General features: G+C 61.1%; 15 protein-coding genes. 5 read left to right on the top strand and 10 right to left on the bottom strand.

The features are described from left to right. Positions 1-20 precede the first annotated feature (20 nt). Positions 21-1,202: a hypothetical protein gene (locus ACGJAX_RS26805; RefSeq protein WP_390956780.1), complete on the top strand. Its 1,182-nt coding sequence runs from the start codon at positions 21-23 to the stop codon at positions 1,200-1,202. Positions 1,203-1,461: 259 nt separating this feature from the next. Here ACGJAX_RS26805 and ACGJAX_RS26800 read toward each other — a convergent pair whose 3' ends face one another. The 4 genes from ACGJAX_RS26800 to ACGJAX_RS26785 are packed head-to-tail and all read right to left on the bottom strand — an operon-like array spanning position 1,462 to position 6,594. Continuing rightward, positions 1,462-1,683 (bottom strand): formate dehydrogenase subunit delta, encoded by a 222-nt coding sequence (locus tag ACGJAX_RS26800; RefSeq protein ID WP_090323793.1) that lies wholly within the window; start codon positions 1,681-1,683, stop codon positions 1,462-1,464. Next, the gene (gene fdhF / locus ACGJAX_RS26795; protein WP_247256297.1) at positions 1,680-4,562 is read right to left on the bottom strand and encodes a formate dehydrogenase subunit alpha; all 2,883 of its coding nucleotides are present in this window, start codon (positions 4,560-4,562) and stop codon (positions 1,680-1,682) included. The genes ACGJAX_RS26800 and fdhF overlap by 4 nt, the downstream gene beginning before the upstream one ends. Further along, positions 4,559-6,118: an NADH-ubiquinone oxidoreductase-F iron-sulfur binding region domain-containing protein gene (locus ACGJAX_RS26790; protein WP_390956779.1), complete on the bottom strand. Its 1,560-nt coding sequence runs from the start codon at positions 6,116-6,118 to the stop codon at positions 4,559-4,561. Before ACGJAX_RS26790 ends, fdhF begins: the two co-directional genes overlap by 4 nt. Further along, positions 6,118-6,594, bottom strand: a complete 477-nt coding sequence (locus ACGJAX_RS26785) for a formate dehydrogenase subunit gamma (RefSeq protein WP_090323789.1) — start codon at positions 6,592-6,594, stop codon at positions 6,118-6,120. Before ACGJAX_RS26785 ends, ACGJAX_RS26790 begins: the two co-directional genes overlap by 1 nt. A 467-nt stretch (positions 6,595-7,061) precedes the next feature. On the opposite strand from ACGJAX_RS26785, the gene ACGJAX_RS26780 reads away from it, so the two are divergent. Then, complete coding sequence (locus tag ACGJAX_RS26780; RefSeq protein WP_390956778.1) at positions 7,062-7,622, top strand: DUF4174 domain-containing protein; 561 nt, start codon at positions 7,062-7,064, stop codon at positions 7,620-7,622. A 32-nt stretch (positions 7,623-7,654) separates the two neighbouring features. Here ACGJAX_RS26780 and ampC read toward each other — a convergent pair whose 3' ends face one another. The 3 genes from ampC to ACGJAX_RS26765 form a co-directional block, all read right to left on the bottom strand. After that, a complete protein-coding gene (gene ampC, locus ACGJAX_RS26775) occupies positions 7,655-8,812 on the bottom strand; it encodes a class C beta-lactamase (protein ID WP_390956777.1) in 1,158 nt (385 codons plus the stop codon). 111 nt (positions 8,813-8,923) lie between these two features. Next, on the bottom strand, positions 8,924-10,267 hold the full coding sequence (gene gudD / locus ACGJAX_RS26770) for a glucarate dehydratase (RefSeq protein ID WP_390956776.1): 1,344 nt from the start codon (positions 10,265-10,267) through the stop codon (positions 8,924-8,926). A 36-nt stretch (positions 10,268-10,303) separates the two neighbouring features. Beyond that, on the bottom strand, positions 10,304-11,650 hold the full coding sequence (locus ACGJAX_RS26765) for an MFS transporter (RefSeq protein WP_390956775.1): 1,347 nt from the start codon (positions 11,648-11,650) through the stop codon (positions 10,304-10,306). 281 nt (positions 11,651-11,931) lie between these two features. On the opposite strand from ACGJAX_RS26765, the gene ACGJAX_RS26760 reads away from it, so the two are divergent. Further along, positions 11,932-12,642, top strand: coding sequence for a FadR/GntR family transcriptional regulator (locus tag ACGJAX_RS26760; protein ID WP_090323781.1), 711 nt, complete (start codon positions 11,932-11,934; stop codon positions 12,640-12,642). A gap of 105 nt (positions 12,643-12,747) precedes the next feature. On the opposite strand, the gene ACGJAX_RS26755 is transcribed toward ACGJAX_RS26760, so the two are convergent. After that, entirely contained in the window at positions 12,748-13,668 is a 921-nt protein-coding gene (locus ACGJAX_RS26755; RefSeq protein WP_390956774.1) for an EamA family transporter, read from the bottom strand. A 96-nt stretch (positions 13,669-13,764) separates the two neighbouring features. Here ACGJAX_RS26755 and ACGJAX_RS26750 point away from each other — a divergent pair, with 96 nt between their 5' ends. After that, complete coding sequence (locus ACGJAX_RS26750; RefSeq protein ID WP_390956773.1) at positions 13,765-14,628, top strand: LysR substrate-binding domain-containing protein; 864 nt, start codon at positions 13,765-13,767, stop codon at positions 14,626-14,628. Between the two features lie 57 nt (positions 14,629-14,685). On the opposite strand, the gene yegQ is transcribed toward ACGJAX_RS26750, so the two are convergent. Then, a complete protein-coding gene (gene yegQ, locus ACGJAX_RS26745) occupies positions 14,686-16,011 on the bottom strand; it encodes a tRNA 5-hydroxyuridine modification protein YegQ (RefSeq protein WP_248915496.1) in 1,326 nt (441 codons plus the stop codon). 163 nt (positions 16,012-16,174) lie between these two features. On the opposite strand from yegQ, the gene ACGJAX_RS26740 reads away from it, so the two are divergent. Next, the gene (locus tag ACGJAX_RS26740) at positions 16,175-17,236 is read left to right on the top strand and encodes an AI-2E family transporter (RefSeq protein WP_390956772.1); all 1,062 of its coding nucleotides are present in this window, start codon (positions 16,175-16,177) and stop codon (positions 17,234-17,236) included. Here the strand turns inward: ACGJAX_RS26740 and ACGJAX_RS26735 are convergent. Continuing rightward, on the bottom strand, positions 17,233-17,424 hold the full coding sequence (locus tag ACGJAX_RS26735; protein ID WP_247256301.1) for a hypothetical protein: 192 nt from the start codon (positions 17,422-17,424) through the stop codon (positions 17,233-17,235). The genes ACGJAX_RS26740 and ACGJAX_RS26735 overlap by 4 nt on opposite strands. Positions 17,425-17,480 lie beyond the last annotated feature (56 nt).

Raw genomic sequence — 17,480 nt, 5'->3', positions numbered from 1 at the left:
CGACGAAATGGCGACGGTCGATGTTTAGCCAACTGTTCAAACGCCAAGACAAGCCTGAAACCACCGAGCCGGCGCCAGACATCCGCAGCCAGCGGCCCAGTGCCGGGCAGCTGCGGGTTCGGGGTTTGAACGAAACCCTGTTTCTGGCGCCATTGCCGGTGTACACCGGGCAGGCGCCAGTCTCTCGGCGTAACTTTTCGGCGATGAATGAGACCTATCTGGAGTTGGGGGGGAGCAACTACGGGATGGTTGAACTGGGCAAAAGGCTGGCGATTCAAATATGGATGGTTTTGTGTACCGCTTTTGTTGTGCCTGTGCTTATTTGTCTATGGCTCGTTGCTTTTAGCCCCCCTGAAATCGACCGAAAGTTTTTCGACATTGTTGGGGATGCTGTGCAGGTATTCGCGACGGGTTCGCTTCTATTTATCCTTCCCGTCGGTGCCTTCATCTACGGCATGCTCTCCAACGTCCGCACCCTGGCCAAAAGCTACCCGGTGCGCTTCAACCGTCAGCGTCGCGAAGTCTGCTACATCGACGACACCACCCATCGCGTGCTGATCGTGCCCTGGGAAAGCGTGGTGGCCTGGGTCGCTCGCAGCCAGGGCATCACCCGCTACGGCGCCATGCGCGATTACACCTTTGGCATGGGCCTGGAAGACGAAGCGCACGACACCGTGCAATTCATCCTGTCGGCCCAGCCCAGCGATGCCCATGCCCTGGGCATGTGGACGGCCATTCGCAACTACATGGAAGAAGGGGAGTTGGTCGATACGCCCAACCCCATGCTCGCTGCGTTAAGCATCACCTTGAGCGAGGACGAGCTCAAACCTTATGAAGGGTTGCACACCTTTGAAATCGAGCGGCTTGACGCCCGGTTTATGGGTGATCTCGATGACGGCATGGATGACGCCTACCGCAAGCGTTATGGGTATCCCCAACCGACGAGATGGCCCCTGCGCTGGTGGTACGTGCGCCGCGTCCTGACCTTCTGGAAAATGCCCTACCTGATCGCCGAGTGGGCCCACCGCAAGGGCCGGCCGGCCCTGCCGCAAAGCGTGCAAGCCTGGTCCCGACCACTGCCCCCCGAGCAGTGGGCCCAACCCAGCCCGGCCCTGCAAAAAGCCAACGCACTGGTGAAAACCGCCATGGACAAAAAGGGCGCGAACTTCATTGATGCCTGCAAAGCGGCGGGGTTGCATTGAACCCTGCGCTGCTCATCTGGCCCGGCGGGCGACTGATCGATGGCGATGCCTCCAGTTCAACACATTGGATGTGTTGAACTGGAGGCTGAATACGAACGTTCTCGCACAATGAAAGGAGAAAGCCGCGATCATCGGAATGCTATTCAGTTAAGAGCGTGTGGAAGCAAGCTCGCTCCTACAATGTCGCTCATTGAACAGCATTACGCGATTACGCGGCTTTTTAGCACTGCATGATTTCTTTGTTAGCCGACCCGCGACGCTAAGCCTCCCAGCCAGCCCCACCCACAGCTTCCTGCGCCAGTGGGTGCAGCTCTGCGCCTTGATGCGAGTTCTGCCAGGCCAGCAATTCCTTGCGCATGCCAGGCGTCCAGTACAACTGCAGATGATTGCGTATGCCGAGCACAGCCTTTTGCTCGTCCGGTTCGCTGGCGAAGTACTGGGCGATCTGGTTGGCCATCTTGATCAGGTTGTCCGTGCTCATCGGCGCACCTCCGCTTTGTCGCCACGGGCGTGGCGCCGATCCTTGAGCAGACGGTCCTGTTCGTCACTGAAGGCCTGATAGCGTTTTTGCCACTCGGAAGGGTGGTAGACGCGGCTGACTTCCACGGCGGTCACCTTGTACTCCGGACAGTTGGTGGCCCAGTCGGAGTTGTCGGTGGTGATCACGTTGGCCCCCGATTCCGGGAAGTGGAAGGTGGTGTACACCACGCCCGGCGCGACCCGTTCGGTAATTCGCGCACGCAATACGGTTTGCCCGGCACGGCTGCCGATGCCGACCCAATCACCTTCGTTGATGCCCCGGCTCTCGGCGTCGGTCGGGTGGATTTCCAGGCGGTCTTCTTCATGCCAGGCAACGTTTTCGGTACGCCGGGTTTGAGCGCCGACGTTGTACTGGCTGAGGATGCGCCCGGTGGTCAGCAGCAGCGGGTAGCGACTGTTGACCTTCTCTTCCGTGGGCACGTAGCCGGTCAGCATGAAACGCCCCTTGCCGCGCACGAACTGCTCGATGTGCATGGTCGGCGTGCCATCCGGCGCCTCGGCGTTGCACGGCCATTGCAGGCTGCCGTGGCGCTCGAGTTCGGCGTAGCTGACGTTAGTGAAGGTTGGCGTCAGGCGGGCGATTTCATCCATGATTTGCGATGGATGTTCGTAGTTCATCGGATAGCCCAGGGCATTGGCCAGGGCCACCGTACCTTCCCAGTCGGCCTTGCCGCCCAGGGGCTCCATGACCTTGCGCACACGGGAGATGCGGCGCTCGGCGTTGGTAAAGGTGCCGTCTTTTTCCAGGAACGAGCTGCCCGGCAGGAACACGTGGGCGAACTTGGCGGTTTCGTTGAGGAAAATGTCCTGCACCACCACGCATTCCATGGCCGACAGCGCCGCGGTGACGTGCTGGGTGTTCGGATCGCTCTGGGCGATGTCTTCGCCCTGGCAGTACAGGCCCTTGAAGCTGCCGGCCAGGGCAGACTCGAACATGTTGGGGATGCGCAGGCCCGGGTCGGGTTGCAGGGTGACGTTCCAGGCCTGTTCGAACTCTGCCCGTACCACCTCGTTGGAGATGTGACGGTAACCGGGCAACTCGTGGGGGAAGGAGCCCATGTCGCAGGAGCCCTGAACGTTGTTCTGACCGCGCAGCGGGTTCACGCCCACGCCTTCGCGACCGATGTTGCCGGTGGCCATGGCCAGGTTGGCGATGCCCATGACGGCGGTGCTGCCCTGGCTGTGCTCGGTGACGCCCAGGCCGTAGTAGATCGCCGCATTGCCACCGGTGGCATACAGTCGAGCGGCAGCGCGGATGTCGGCAGCTTCTACGCCGCAGACCGGGCCCAGGGCTTCCGGCGAGTTTTCCGCGCGGCTGACGAATTCACTCCAGCGGGCGAAATCGCTGCCCTCGCAACGGGCGTCGACAAAGGCCTGGTTGAGCAGGCCTTCGGTGACGATGACATGGGCCAGGGCGTTGAGCATGGCGACGTTGGTGCCCGGGCGCAGGGCCAGGTGCAGTTCGGCGCGGGCATGCACCGAGTCCACCAGATCGATGCGCCGTGGATCGATGACGATCAGCCGGGCACCTTCGCGCAGGCGGCGTTTGAGCTGCGAAGCGAACACCGGGTGGGCGTCGCTGGGGTTGGCGCCCATGACCAGGATCACGTCGGCTTTCATCACCGAGTCGAAACTCTGGGTGCCGGCGGATTCGCCCAGGGTCTGTTTCAGACCATAGCCGGTGGGCGAATGGCAAACCCGTGCGCAGGTGTCGACGTTGTTGTTGCCGAAGGCTGCGCGCACCAGTTTTTGCACCAGATAGGTTTCTTCGTTGGTGCAGCGGCTGGAGGTGATGCCGCCAATGGAATCGCGGCCATATTTTTGCTGCAGCCGGCGGAATTCGCTGGCGGCGTAGGTCACCGCTTCATCCCAGCTGACTTCCTGCCACGGGTCGTTGATGTGCTTGCGGATCATCGGTTTGGTGATGCGATCCGGGTGGGTGGCATAGCCCCAGGCAAAGCGCCCCTTGACGCAGGAATGGCCGTGGTTGGCCTGGCCGTTCTTGTCCGGAACCATGCGTACCAGTTGCTCGCCTTTCATCTCGGCGCGGAACGAACAGCCGACGCCGCAATAGGCACAGGTGGTGATCACGCTGCGTTCGGGCTGACCCAGTTCGACCACGCTTTTTTCCATCAGGGTCGCGGTGGGGCAGGCTTGCACACAGGCGCCGCAGGACACGCATTCCGATTCGAGGAAGTTATCGCCACCGGCGGCCGCGACCCGGGATTCGAAACCGCGCCCGGTAATGGTCAGGGCAAAGGTGCCCTGGGTTTCTTCGCAGGCACGCACACAGCGGTTGCAGACGATGCACTTGCTCGGGTCATAGTCGAAGTAGGGGTTTGAAGTGTCTTTCTGGTCGGCCAGGTGGTTGTCACCTTCATAGCCGTAGCGCACTTCACGCAGGCCGACCTGGCCGGCGACGGTTTGCAGCTCGCAGTTGCCGTTGGCCGAACAGGTCAGGCAGTCCAGCGGGTGATCGGAGATGTACAGCTCCATGACGTTACGGCGCAGGGTGGCGAGCTTCGGCGTCTGGGTATGCACGGTCATGCCTTCGCTGACCGGCGTGGTGCAGGACGCGGGGTAGCCGCGCATGCCATCGATCTCCACCAGGCACATGCGGCAGGAGCCGAAGGCTTCCAGGCTGTCGGTGGCACAGAGTTTGGGAATGGTGGTGCCCAGCAGCGCGGCGGCACGCATCACGGAAGTGCCTTCGGGCACGCTGATGCTGCGGCCGTCGATGTTCAGGGTGACTTGCACCTGGCTGTCGCGGGCCGGCGTTCCCAGATCGATATCGGTTTTCGGGTCGAAAAGAGTGATCATTGCTCGGCCTCCGAGGGTTGCAGACCGAAGTCGGCGGGGAAGTACTTGAGGGCGCTGACCACCGGAAAGGGGGCCATGCCGCCCAGGGCGCACAGCGAACCGTATTGCATGGTGTCGCACAGGTCCTTGAGGATGATCACCTGCTCATCGCGAGCGCTCTGGTCCGGGGCGGCGAGCAGGCGGTCAATCACCTCCACGCCGCGGGTCGAGCCGATGCGGCACGGGGTGCATTTGCCACAGGATTCCTCGGCGCAGAATTCAAGGGCGAAACGCGCCATGTGGGCCATGTCCAGGCTGTCGTCAGCCACCACCACGCCACCGTGACCCAGCATCGCGCCGATGCCGGCGAAGGCTTCGTAATCCAGTGGCGTATCGAATTGCGATGGCGGCACCCAGGCGCCGAGCGGGCCGCCGACCTGTGCGGCTTTCAGCGGCCGGCCACTGGCGGTGCCGCCGCCGTAGTCTTCCACCAGTTCCCGCAGGGTCAGACCAAAGGCGCGTTCCACCAGGCCGCCGTGACGAATGTTGCCCGCCAACTGGAAGGGCATGGTGCCCAGCGAGCGGCCCATGCCGTAATCGCGATAGAACTGTGCGCCCTTGGCCAGAATCAGCGGCACCGAAGCCAGGGTCAGCACGTTGTGCACCAGGGTTGGCTGGCCGAACAGCCCCTTCAACGCGGGGATGGGCGGCTTGGCGCGAACCACACCGCGCTTGCCTTCGAGAGAGTCGAGCAACGCGGTTTCTTCACCGCAAATGTAAGCGCCGGCACCCACGCGCACTTCCATGTCGAAGGCCAGGCCGCTGCCGCCGACATTGGCGCCCAGGTAACCGTTCGACCGGGCAATTTCCAGCGCATTGCGCAGGGTGGTCACGGCATCCGGATATTCCGAGCGCACATAGATGTAGCCGTAGGTGGCGCCGACGGTGATACCGGCAATCGCCATGCCTTCGATCAGCAGGAAAGGGTCGCCTTCCATCAGCATGCGATCGGCAAAGGTGCCGGAGTCGCCTTCGTCGGCGTTGCACACAATGTACTTTTGCGCCGCTTCGGTCGCGCGCACCGTGCGCCACTTGATCCCGGCGGGGAAGGCCGCGCCGCCACGGCCACGCAGGCCTGAATCGAACACCTCGGTCGCGGTCTGTTCGCCACCGATGGCGACGGCTCTTTTCAAACCCTCGAAACCGCCATGATCGCGATATTCATCGAGGTCCAGCGGCTGGGTAATGCCGGCGCGGGCAAACAGCAGGCGCTGTTGAGTCTTCAGATACGGCAACTCCTCCACCAGGCCCAGGGCCAGTGGATGAGAAGACGGCTCGCCCTCGAGCGCTTCGAGCACAGAGGGCACATCGGTTGCGGTCAGCGGGCCGAAGCCAATACGGCCTTGCGGGGTGTCCACTTCCAGCAGTGGTTCCAGCCAGTACAGGCCACGCGAGCTGGTGCGTTTCACCTCCAGGGGCACAACGCGTCCCCGGGCATGGGTAATCAGGGCTACCACAACCTCTTCGGCGCCCACGGCGCGAGCCAGTGAATCACCGGACACATGGAAAGCTGACATCAAGCGTCCTCCCGGCAAGCATCGAGCAGGGCATCCAGACGCTCTGCGCTCAACCGCGCGTGCACGCGGCCATCAAGCTCCAGGGCCGGCGAGCAGGCGCAGGCACCGAGGCAATAGACCGGACGCAGACTGATGCTGCCATCGGCGCTGCTGCCGTGGTCGTCCAGTTGCAGGCGGTCGCGCAGCTGCGCGGCAAGCTGCTCGGCACCCCGACTCTTGCAGGACTCGGCCCGGCACAGACGCAGGATGTGCCGGGCGGGCGGCGCAGTGCGGAAGTCATGGTAGAAGCTGATGACCCCGCGAATCTCGGCCTGGCTCTGGTTGAGGGCGTGGGCAATCTCGGGGATGGCGGCATCGGGGATATAGCCGATGCCCTCCTGAATTTCATGAAGGATGGGCAACAGTGCGCCGGGGGAGCCTTTGTGGCGCTCCAGCAGGCTGTTGACCATGGGCAGGTGCAACATCTCATCAGGCATACAGCATTCCTCACGGTCACGGACAAACCAGGCGGTTGTCGGTCGTCCGAAAGTGTCGGCTGCGGCATTCACGCCACGTCACGGAATCGTGGCATTTTCAGGCCGTTGGCCAGGGCACCCTGAGCGGGCATCTTTTGGGGCCCGGGGCGGTCTTTGCCGCGCCTCTTGAAGGGCATTAAGGCAGCTTGCCACGCCGCCTCTGATTCATCAGCACCAAAGCGACGTGTTCGGTTCTTTCCACGACCACCCGTTAAGTCTAGAAGACCACAGCCCAAGCGTCTTGAAACGCTCTTGCTCAAGGACTGATGGTCAGCAAGCCTGATGAGGCATGAGATTAGCCTGGCCTGTTGCGCAATGACCGCCCTGACCTAAGCTTTGGGCAAGGCGAACAACATTCGCGGAGCGTCACCCGGAACGATCGCCGCGATGCGCAATCATTAGAGCGTGGATATCAAAAGGAGATGCGCATGCTCATCAGGTCACTGACCCTGGCTACCCTGCTGGCAGTTGCCGGCCCGTTGTTCGCCGCCGATGGCGATTCGCCGCTGGACATGGACAAGGGCAGGTCCCGACCACTGATCATCATCGCTCCCAGCACGGTCGACCCGACGTGGGTCAGCCTGAAAAAGGAGCTGGACGAGCCGGACAACAAAAAGGGCTTCACCGAGCGAAACCTGGTGCTGTACACGGTGCTCAATCTGATGGGGCAGCGCGATGGCAAAGACCTCGGGCCGCAGGACACGGCCGCATTGATCCGTTCGCTCAAGTTGGGGGCGGGGGCCAAGACCAAGGTGATTCTGGTCGGCAAGGATGGCGAAAAGAAACTTGAACAGCCGGGGCCGATTGAGTTGAAAGAGGTGTTCGCCGCTGTCGATCAACTGCCGGCGGCCGAGAAGGAAACACCACCCCCCACCATAGCGCCCGCCGCCGAACCCGAGCCGACCGCCAAGGGCGCCAAAGGCGCCAAAGGCACAAAATCCGGCAAGCCGGCCAAGCCCGCCAAACCACCGGAAATGCCGGATGATTGAGAGGCTTCCGCGACAGGAAAACTATCTCGGGTTCACTGGCTCAGGGCACTCAAAATCTGGTGAGCGATCTTGACTCGATCCGCAATCGGGTAGTTTTTGTTGGCCAGGATCACAATGCCAATGTCCTTGGACGGCACAAACAGGGCATAGGCACCGAAGCCACCGGTCGACCCGGTTTTGTTCAGCAGCAGGTTGTCCGGTTGCGGTTGAGGCGGGTTGAGCCACTGGACCTTGTGCGCCTCCATGGCCATCTGCGACGAGTTGCCGGCCAGCAATCGGTCGAGGGGAGCCGGGTATTGATACAGCTCCCATCCCAGGCCCTGGGTCATCTCGCCAACGCGGTAATAACCGGTATGGGTCAGGGCGATGGCCTGTTGCAACGGTTTTTCCAGCGAGGCGGGTTGCAGGTTCGCTTGCACATAGCCGATCAGGTCCGAGGCGCTGGTTTTCACCCCGTAAGCCTCGGAGTCCAGCGCCCCCGGCCCGACGCGCACCGGCTTGTCCTCCTTGTTGTAGCCCTGTGCATAAAGGCCCATCTGCGCCTGCGGCACGTTGAGGTAGGTGTGCTTGAGTCCGAGCTTGGGCAGCAGCGTGTTTTCCATCAGTTCATCGAATGACTGGCCCATGCTTTGGGCTGCGAGGTAGCCAAACAAACCGAGGCTCGGATTCGAATACTGTCGGTGGGTGCCAGCGGCGTAGGTCGGTTGCCACTGCTTGAAATAGCCAAGCATCTTGTCCGCCGAGTCGGCGGCGTCGGGGAATTGCAGGGGCAGACCGCCGGCGGTGTAGGTGCCCAGTTGCAACACGCTGATGTGATCGAACGCAGTGCCGCGCAACGCGGGCAACACCTGGCTGGCCTTGTCGGACAAGGACAACTTGCCGCTGGCCTGGGCGTAGGCGGCGAGGGTAGCAGTGAAGGTTTTGCTCAGGGAGCCGATTTCAAACAGGGTGTTCTCAGTGACCGGTTGCGCGTGTTCTTTCGACGCTACCCCGTAGTTGAAGTAGTGCGGCTTGCCGCTGACGGTCACCGCTACCGCCATTCCGGGAATGCCCTGGGCTTGCATGACCGGGCGCACGGCGGCATTCACCACCGTCTCCATTTGATCCTGTGCATTACATTGGCCAGCAGCGAGCGCCACCACGCAAACCGCGAAGATTTTCAGTCTGTCCATGGGAGTGTTGTCCGTCATCGATTCAATTGCGCATCATTTTAGGGGGTTAATCGCTACGCTCCGAATGGTTTTTGAGCCCTGCCGCAATCGGCGGCAGGACAGGTTATTGGAGACCGTGCATCCGTCAGATCACCGCACCAGGCACGGCCGCTTGTTATCGAAAGTCCACCCCGGAATCAAAAACTGCATCGCCACGCTGTCATCCCGCGCGCCCAGACCCATGCCTTTGTAGAGTTCATGAGCCTTGGCCACCTGGTCCATATCCAGCTCGACTCCAAGTCCCGGTTTCTGCGGCACTTGCACGCAGCCGTCGACGATTTGCAGTGGGGCTTTGGTCAGGCGCTGGCCGTCCTGCCAGATCCAGTGGGTGTCGATGGCGGTGATGTCACCCGGTGCGGCCGCCGCGACATGGGTGAACATCGCCAGGGAGATATCGAAGTGGTTGTTGGAATGCGAGCCCCAGGTCAGGCCCCATTCATGGCACATCTGGGCCACGCGAACCGAGCCTTGCATCGTCCAGAAATGCGGGTCGGCCAGTGGGATGTCCACCGATTGCAGCTGAATCGCGTGACCCATTTCGCGCCAGTCGGTGGCAATCATGTTGGTCGCGGTTTTCAAACCCGTGGCACGCCGGAACTCGGCCATGACTTCACGCCCCGAGTAACCGTTTTCCGCGCCGCAGGGGTCTTCGGCGTAAGCCAGTACCTTGTGCTGGTCGCGGCACAAGCGAATGGCCTCTTTGAGTGACCAGGCACCATTGGGATCGAGGGTGATGCGTGCGTCAGGGAAGCGTTCGGCCAAAGCAGTGACCGCTTCGATTTCGGCATCGCCGCTGAGTACGCCGCCCTTGAGTTTGAAGTCCTTGAAGCCATACCGGGCGTGGGCGGCCTCGGCCAGACGCACCACGGCGTCGGCGGTCATGGCTTTTTCGTGACGCACCCGGAACCAGTCATTGTCGGCATCCGGCTCGCTGCGGTAGGCGAGACCGGTTTGCTGGCGGTCGCCGACATAAAACAGATAACCGAGCATTTTCACTTCATCGCGCTGCTGGCCTTCGCCGAGCAGGGCGGCGACGGGGACGTCCAGGTGCTGGCCGAGCAGATCGAGCAGCGCCGCCTCCAGTCCCGTGACGGCATGGATGGTGATGCGCAAATCGAAGGTCTGCAGGCCACGACCGCCGGCATCGCGTTCGGCGAAGGTCTGGCGCACTTGATTGAGAATCTTCTGATAGGTGCCGATCGGGCTGCCAACCACCAGGCTGCGGGCGTCTTCAAGAGTCTGGCGAATGCGCTCGCCACCCGGTACTTCGCCGACGCCGGTATGGCCGGCGTTGTCCTTGAGGATCACGATGTTGCGGGTAAAAAACGGGCCATGGGCGCCGCTCAGGTTGAGCAGCATGCCATCGTGGCCGGCCACCGGAACAACCTGCATGCTGGTAATGATCGGGGCTTTGGCGGTGTCGTGCGGGGTCATGTTCTTATCCTTTTAAACCGTGTTCTTGAAAAGATTTCAGGCGTGGTGGGGCGCCGGTTTGGCCGTTGTGGTGAGGGAGGGGGCTTTGGGCGTGTTGCGTGCGGCGAAGACGATGATCGCGGCGATGATCGAAGTCGCGGCCAGGCCGTACAGCCCGCCTTGAATGGAGCCGGTGCGTTCTTCCAGCAGGCCGAAAGTGGTGGGCGCAACGAACCCGCCAAGGTTGCCCACCGAGTTGATCAACGCGATGACGCCAGCGGCGATGCGTGCATCCAGATAGGCCTGGGGGATCGGCCAGAACAGTGATGACGCCGATTTGAAACCCAGTGCGGCAAAGCAGATCGCGACAAAAGCGAAGACCGGCCCGCCCGTGGTGGACATGAACATACCGGCGGCGGCGATCAGCAGCGCGGCGGCGACCCACGCCTGCTGGTGCTTCCATTTGGCCGATAGCGAGGCAAAGGCGTACATGCCGACAATCGACAGCAACCACGGAATCGAGTTGAACATTCCGACCTGGAAGTCGCTCAAGTCGCCCATTTTTTTGATGATGCTCGGCAGCCAGAAGGTGGCGGCGTAGATGGTCAGCTGGATGAAGAAGTAGATCAGGCAGAACAGGATGATCTGGCGATCCTTGAGCAGTTTGCCCAGGGACGGTTTGACGGGCGTCGCGGCTTCGCGAGCCTGTTGCTCATCATCGATGGCCTGGACCAGCGCGTCTTGCTCGTCGCGGGTCAGCCATTTGGCGTCGTGGGGCCTGGAATCAAGCCAGAACCAGACAAACACGCACAGCCCGACCGAAAACATGCCTTCAATGAAGTACATCCACTGCCAGCCGTGCATCCCGAAGCCGTTGATTTGCAGGAGCAACCCGGACAGCGGGCCGGAAATCAGCGACGCAACCGCCGAGCCACTGAGGAAAATGGCGATGGCCTTGCCGCGCTCCACGCCAGGCAACCAGCGAGTGAAGTAGTAGATCACGCCAGGGAAAAAACCGGCTTCGGCCACACCCAGCAGAAAACGCAGGACGTAGAAATGGGTTTCGTTCTGGATGAACGCCATGCCGGCAGCGACCAGGCCCCAGGTCAGCATGATGCGGGTCAGCCAGAGGCGAGCGCCGACTTTCTGCAGAAGGATGTTGGAGGGCACTTCGAATAGTGCGTAGCCGATGAAGAACAGACCCGCACCGAGGCCGTAGGCGGCAGCGCCGATCCCCAGGTCGTGTTCCATGTGGGCGCGGACGAAGCCGATGTTCACGCGGTCAATGTAATTGACGATGAACATGATCACGAACAGCGGCAAGACGTGGCGTTTGACTTTCGAGATGGCGGACTTCAGGACCGAATTGGCGCCATCGTCCATGGCTGAAATGGATGTTTTCACTGCGTTTTCTCCCACTCGTTATTTTTATGCGGGGTGCGGCTGGGTGCTGCGTTGTTGATAGACATCATACAACTGCAATTTTTTATCTTGCAAGAGGTGTGGCGGAATAAAATGGCGTGATTCAGGCGGTTTTTATTCGTTTTTCTGTGGTTTGTGAACGTTTGATTGGGCTTTAACAGGCATTTTGTTGAGTGTTGTCATACAAGTTAAGCGATGTTTTCTTGAGTTTGCAGGTGAGTGCAGTGCTACGATTGCGCTAGTTCCGCTTTTGGATGATCGCCATGCAAGAAGATCTCGACGCACCTGCCCGCAAGCGCAGCCACAACCTGGCCCATGACCTGGTGGCCAAGCTGACCCAGAGCATCCTGCTCGGCCAGATGCTGCCCGGCGCAAAGCTGCCGTCTGAGAACACGATTGTTCAGGAGCATGGTGTCAGTCGCACCGTGGTGCGCGAGGCGATTTCGAAGTTGCAGGCCTCCGGGCTGGTGGAAACCCGGCACGGCATCGGCACCTTTGTGCTGGAGCGTGCGCCGGAACAGGGTCTGCGACTGAATGTCGATACGGCGCTAGGGGTGCGCAGCATTCTGGAATTGCGCTTGGGTCTGGAAACCCAGGCCGCCGCACTGGCCGCCACTCGACGCAGCGATCAACAGTTGGCGCAAATGCGCGAGGCGCTCGACGACTACCAGCGGCTGTTGTCCAACAACGACAGCTGTGTCGAAGCGGATCGGCGCTTTCATCTGTTGATCGCCGAAGCCACTGGCAATGTGTGCTTCACCGAAATCATGCAGCACCTGGGCAGCGCCATGATTCCGCGAACCCGAGTGAATGCCGCTGAGCGCGGGGCGGTGGACCTGAGCAAGCTCGGAGAACTGGCCAATCTCGAGCATGAGGCGATACTCAATGCCATTCGGCGCCAGGACCCGGACGCGGCGCGGGCAGCGATGTGGCTGCATTTGACTAACAGCCGCGACCGGTTTTCTGCCAGTTGATTGCGAGTCATCGTTCATCGCGGGCAAGCCCGCTCCCACAGGGATCGAGGCGGTGCGCATATTCTGTGTGCGCCCCTGAACCCTGGGGGTGCCAGACACCTCAACTCAAACGGCTGATCCAGTGCGAGTCTCCTGAACCATCGGTCTGCGCTCCAGATTCAACGCCAGCACACTGATCAACACCACCAGTGCACCGATCCCCACCATCAGGGTCGGCTGTTCACCCAATGCAAAAGCCGCCATTGCCATCGCTGTCGGCGGTATCAGATACAGCGTCATCGTCGCCCGGCTCAAGTCCACATGCGCCAGTACGTAAGCCCAGGCGAGATAGGCCAGGGCGCTGGGGAAGATGCCCAGGGCAAACACGGCCAGTTGCACGCGCAGCGGTGCCACGGCGACTTGCTCCATCAGGCCGGGCAGGAAAACCAGTAACAGTAAGGTCCCGGACCAGACCGTGTAACAGACCAGGGTCAACCCGTCATAACGCCCGGTGTGGTGCTTTTGCAGGGCGAAATACAGGCTCCAGGACAGCGCCGCCAACAGGATCAGCAGGCCGTGGACGTCAATGCTGCCCAGGCCATGATCGCCCGTCACCACAATCACTACGCCGATCAGCCCCAATACCACGCAGCCCCAGCGCCAGGGGCTCACCCGGTCCTTGAAGGCGAAGCGCGCGAGCAAGGTGCTGAACAGTGGCGTGGTTTGTGCCAACACGCTGGATGCGCCGGCGCTGACGCCTTGCTGGCCGAAGTTGATCGCCACGTGATGCAGGCTGACCGCAAAGAAACCCAGCCCGAACAGCAGGGGAACATCGCGCAGTCCCGGCAGGCGAATGCCTCTGGACAAGGCGACCACGGCCATGAACACCGATGCCAGCAGAAAGCGCAAAAGCGCCAGATGCACGGGGTCGTAGGCCAGCAGGCCGATGTGGATGCCGGTCGGGGAATACCCCCAGCAGGTCACGACAAATGCCATGGCCAGGATGATCTTCAACGGCGAAACGGGGGAGGGTGTGAGCGGCTTCATGGTGGTGCACCGGTAGGCAGGTGCACTCAGTATCTGAACCTGATCCATTCGCCACAACTGACTTATACTGCGGCGATTGTTCACTTTGGGTGATGTATGGAGCTGTCGCAGATTCGCATGTTCAAGACCGTTGCCGAACTGGGCAGCATCGCTCGTGCCGCCGAAATGCTGCATTGCGTGCCGTCGAACATCACGGCGCGGATCAAGGCGCTGGAAGCGGAGTTGGGTGTCGCGTTGTTTTTGCGCGAGGGTCGCGGCTTGCGCATCAGTCCGTCGGGGCAAACCTTTCTGGCCTACGCCTCGAAAATCCTGGCGCTGACCGCAGAGGCGAAACGGGCGGTGGACCCCGCAGCCGAGCCCTGCGGACCGTTGCGCATCGGTGCCATCGAATCCTCGGCTACCGGTCGTTTGCCACGACTGTTGGCCAAATTCCACAAACGTTTCCCGCAAGTGGCGCTTGAGTTGACCACGGGCACCTGGGGTCAGTTGCTGGATGACACGCTCAATCATCGGCTTGACGGCGCCATCGTCGCGGTGGACGTCGAGCGCTCGCACCTCAAGCGCACGCCGATGTATCGCGAAGACCTGTTGCTGATTGCCTCGACATCTTTGGGCCCGGTGCGCGAGATGTCGGATCTGCATGACAAGACCGTCTTCATGTGGCCTCAGGGGTGTCCGTATCGGGCAGCGCTGGAACATTGGCTGTTGCGCCAGGGGCAGGCGTTGCCGATTGTCAGCCTGGCCAGTTACGGCGCGATCGTCGGGTGTGTCAGCGCCGGGGCCGGCGTGGCGCTGGTGCCCAAGGGTGTATTCGATCAGTACGCCAAGGGCGCCGGCTGCGTGGGCTATGAATTCCCCGAGCTGACGGCCATCGAAAACCTGTTCTACTGGCATGAAAACGCCGGGGTGCACCCGGCGCGGGAGGCGTTCGTGGCGATGTTGCGCGAGGAGTTTGCCTGAGCACTTCGCTCTTTTTCTGTGGAGCTGGCAAGCCAGCTCCTACAAGAGCCAGGCGTTTCAGAGACTGCTGACATCCCGCATCAACAAGCCGAAATTCAAATCCACTGCATCCGGAATCGGCAAATACACGGTATGCCCATCTCCCGGCGCGACTTCGATCGGCTCGCCGCGGATGTTTTGCAACTGATGCAGATCGAAGTGGAAGTTGCCCTTGGGCGTCATCAGTTCCATATGGTCACCCAGGCCAAAACGATTCTTCACTTTCACTTCCGCCAGGCGGTCGCGCCGCTCGCCGGTCAGTTCACCGACAAACTGCTGGCGCTCCGACACCGAGCTGCCGTTCTGGTAGTTCTGGTATTCGTCATGCACGTGCCGACGCAGAAAACCTTCGGTGTAGCCGCGCTGGGCGAGGGATTCGAGGTCGGTCATCAGGCTGCGGTCGAAATCACGGCCGGCCAGCGCGTCGTCGATGGCCCGGCGATAGACTTGCGTGGTCCGCGCACAATAGAAGTGCGATTTGGTCCGGCCTTCGATTTTCAATGAGTGCACACCCATCTGCGTCAGGCGCTCGACATGCTGCACGGCGCGCAGGTCCTTGGCATTCATGATGTAAGTGCCGTGCTCGTCTTCGAAGGCGGGCATCAGTTCGTCGGGGCGATTGGCTTCCTGTAGCAGGAACACTTGCCCGGTGGGGGCGCCCAGACCCAGGGTCGGTTCGGGCTGATACTGCTGGACGATTTCGCCAAGGGTATTTTCCGTGGCCTCCTGCGCCGAATACTTCCAGCGACAGGCATTGGTGCAACTGCCCTGATTGGCGTCGCGCTTGTTCATGTAGCCCGATAGCAGGCAGCGACCGGAATAGGCCATGCACAAAGCACCGTGCACGAACACTTCCAGCTCCATGGCGGGAACCTGTTGGCGGATCTCGGCGATTTCTTCCAGGGACAGTTCCCGCGACAGGATGATCCGGCTCAAGCCCTGTTGCTGCCAGAACTCGACACTCGCCCAGTTCACCGTGTTGGCCTGCACCGAAAGGTGGATCGGCATCTGCGGGTAGTGCCGGCGCACCAGCATGATCAGGCCGGGGTCGGACATGATCAGCGCGTCCGGCGCCATGGCGATGATGGGGGCCAGGTCCTTGAGGAACGTCTTGAGCTTGGCGTTGTGCGGCGCGATGTTCACCACCACGTAGAAGCGCTTGCCCTGGGCCTGCGCTTCGCGGATGCCGAGGGCGAGATTGGCGTGATCGAATTCGTTATTTCGTACTCGCAGGCTGTAGCGCGGCTGCCCGGCGTACACGGCATCGGCGCCGTAGGCGAAGGCATAACGCATGTTTTTCAGGGTGCCGGCGGGGGCGAGCAGTTCCGGAGCAATGAGAGTCATGGTGGTGTCGATCGCAAAAGCCGCCGAGGTTAAACGTCTTGCCCCGAGGGTTTATTGATCTGGATCTATGCTTGATGAAAAAAACGATGGCACTCGCGCGAGCCATGGCGGCCTAAGCATCAGGGCGCAACATTGCGTTCCGGCGGACTGACATGGATCGGACATGAACAAAGAGACCTTACAAGACAAGTCACTGACGGTTTTACTGGGGCTGGTGAGCATCGCCTTCATCTGGATTCTGTTGCCGTTCTATGGCGCGGTGTTCTGGGCGGTGATCCTCGGCATCCTGTTTGCGCCGCTGCAGCGTCGGCTGCAATTGAAGTTCGGCTGGCAGCGCAACATCACGTCCCTGCTGACCCTTGGCATCTGCCTGGTGATCGCGATCCTGCCGGTGATCATCCTGAGTGTCTTGCTGGTTCAAGAGGGCACGGCGCTCTACAAGAGTATTGAAAGCGGCGACCTGGACATCGCAGGCTATGTGGCGCACTTCAAGCACAGCTTGCCGCCGTACTTTCAGCACTTGCTCGATCGGTTCGGGGTCGGCGAGCTGAACGGTCTGCGGGAGAAAATCATCAAGAGCGCGGTGACAGGCAATGAATTTGTCGCCACCCAGGTCTTCAGTGTCGGTCAGGGCACGTTCGATTTTGTGGTGAGTTTTTTCATCATGCTTTATCTACTGTTCTTTTTTCTGCGCGATGGCGCCGAGCTGGCACGCAAGGTTCGCTCCGCCATACCGCTGCAGGAACACCAGAAACGTCGGTTGCAACTCAAATTCAATCGCGTGGTGCGAGCCACCGTGAAGGGCAATCTGTTGGTGGCGATCACACAAGGCGCGCTGGGTGGTTTGATTTTCTGGTTTCTGGACATCCCGAGCGCGTTGCTCTGGGCCGTATTGATGGCGTTTCTGTCCCTGTTGCCAGCGGTGGGGGCGGGCATTGTCTGGGCACCGGTGGCGGTGTTTTTCCTGTTCACCGGGGCGATCTGGCAGGGTGTGGTACTGGGGGTGTTCGGGGTTTTTGTGATCGGCCTGGTGGACAACGTCCTGCGGCCGATCCTGGTGGGCAAGGACACCAAGATGCCGGACTATCTGATCCTGATCTCGACCCTGGGCGGCCTGGCGATCTTCGGGCTCAACGGCTTCGTGATCGGCCCCTTGATTGCCGCATTGTTCATGTCGAGCTGGGCGATCTTCATCGAAACCAAACCAAGGATTCAGCTGCCTTAAGCACTGAGTTTGCCTGTCTGGCCAGTGCCGATACGTTGCGACAGCGCCTGGGCGGCCGGCAGCGATGTCAGCGGGCCGCTGATCTGTTCGCCGTCCTGGACCAGATACCAGCAGGCGAGCAGTCCCAGCTCTCTGAGGGGGGCGGGAACGGCGCTGCCGATAACGGACATGATCTGAACCTGAGACATCATAAGTACCTCCATCAATCTATGGAGATACCTTACGGGGCGCGCGCTTTTACGGA

This window comes from Pseudomonas moorei, from assembly GCF_042846945.1.
In the GTDB taxonomy this organism is placed as follows: Bacteria; Pseudomonadota; Gammaproteobacteria; order Pseudomonadales; family Pseudomonadaceae; genus Aquipseudomonas; species Aquipseudomonas moorei.
This window is presented reverse-complemented; position numbering and strand designations above follow the sequence as displayed.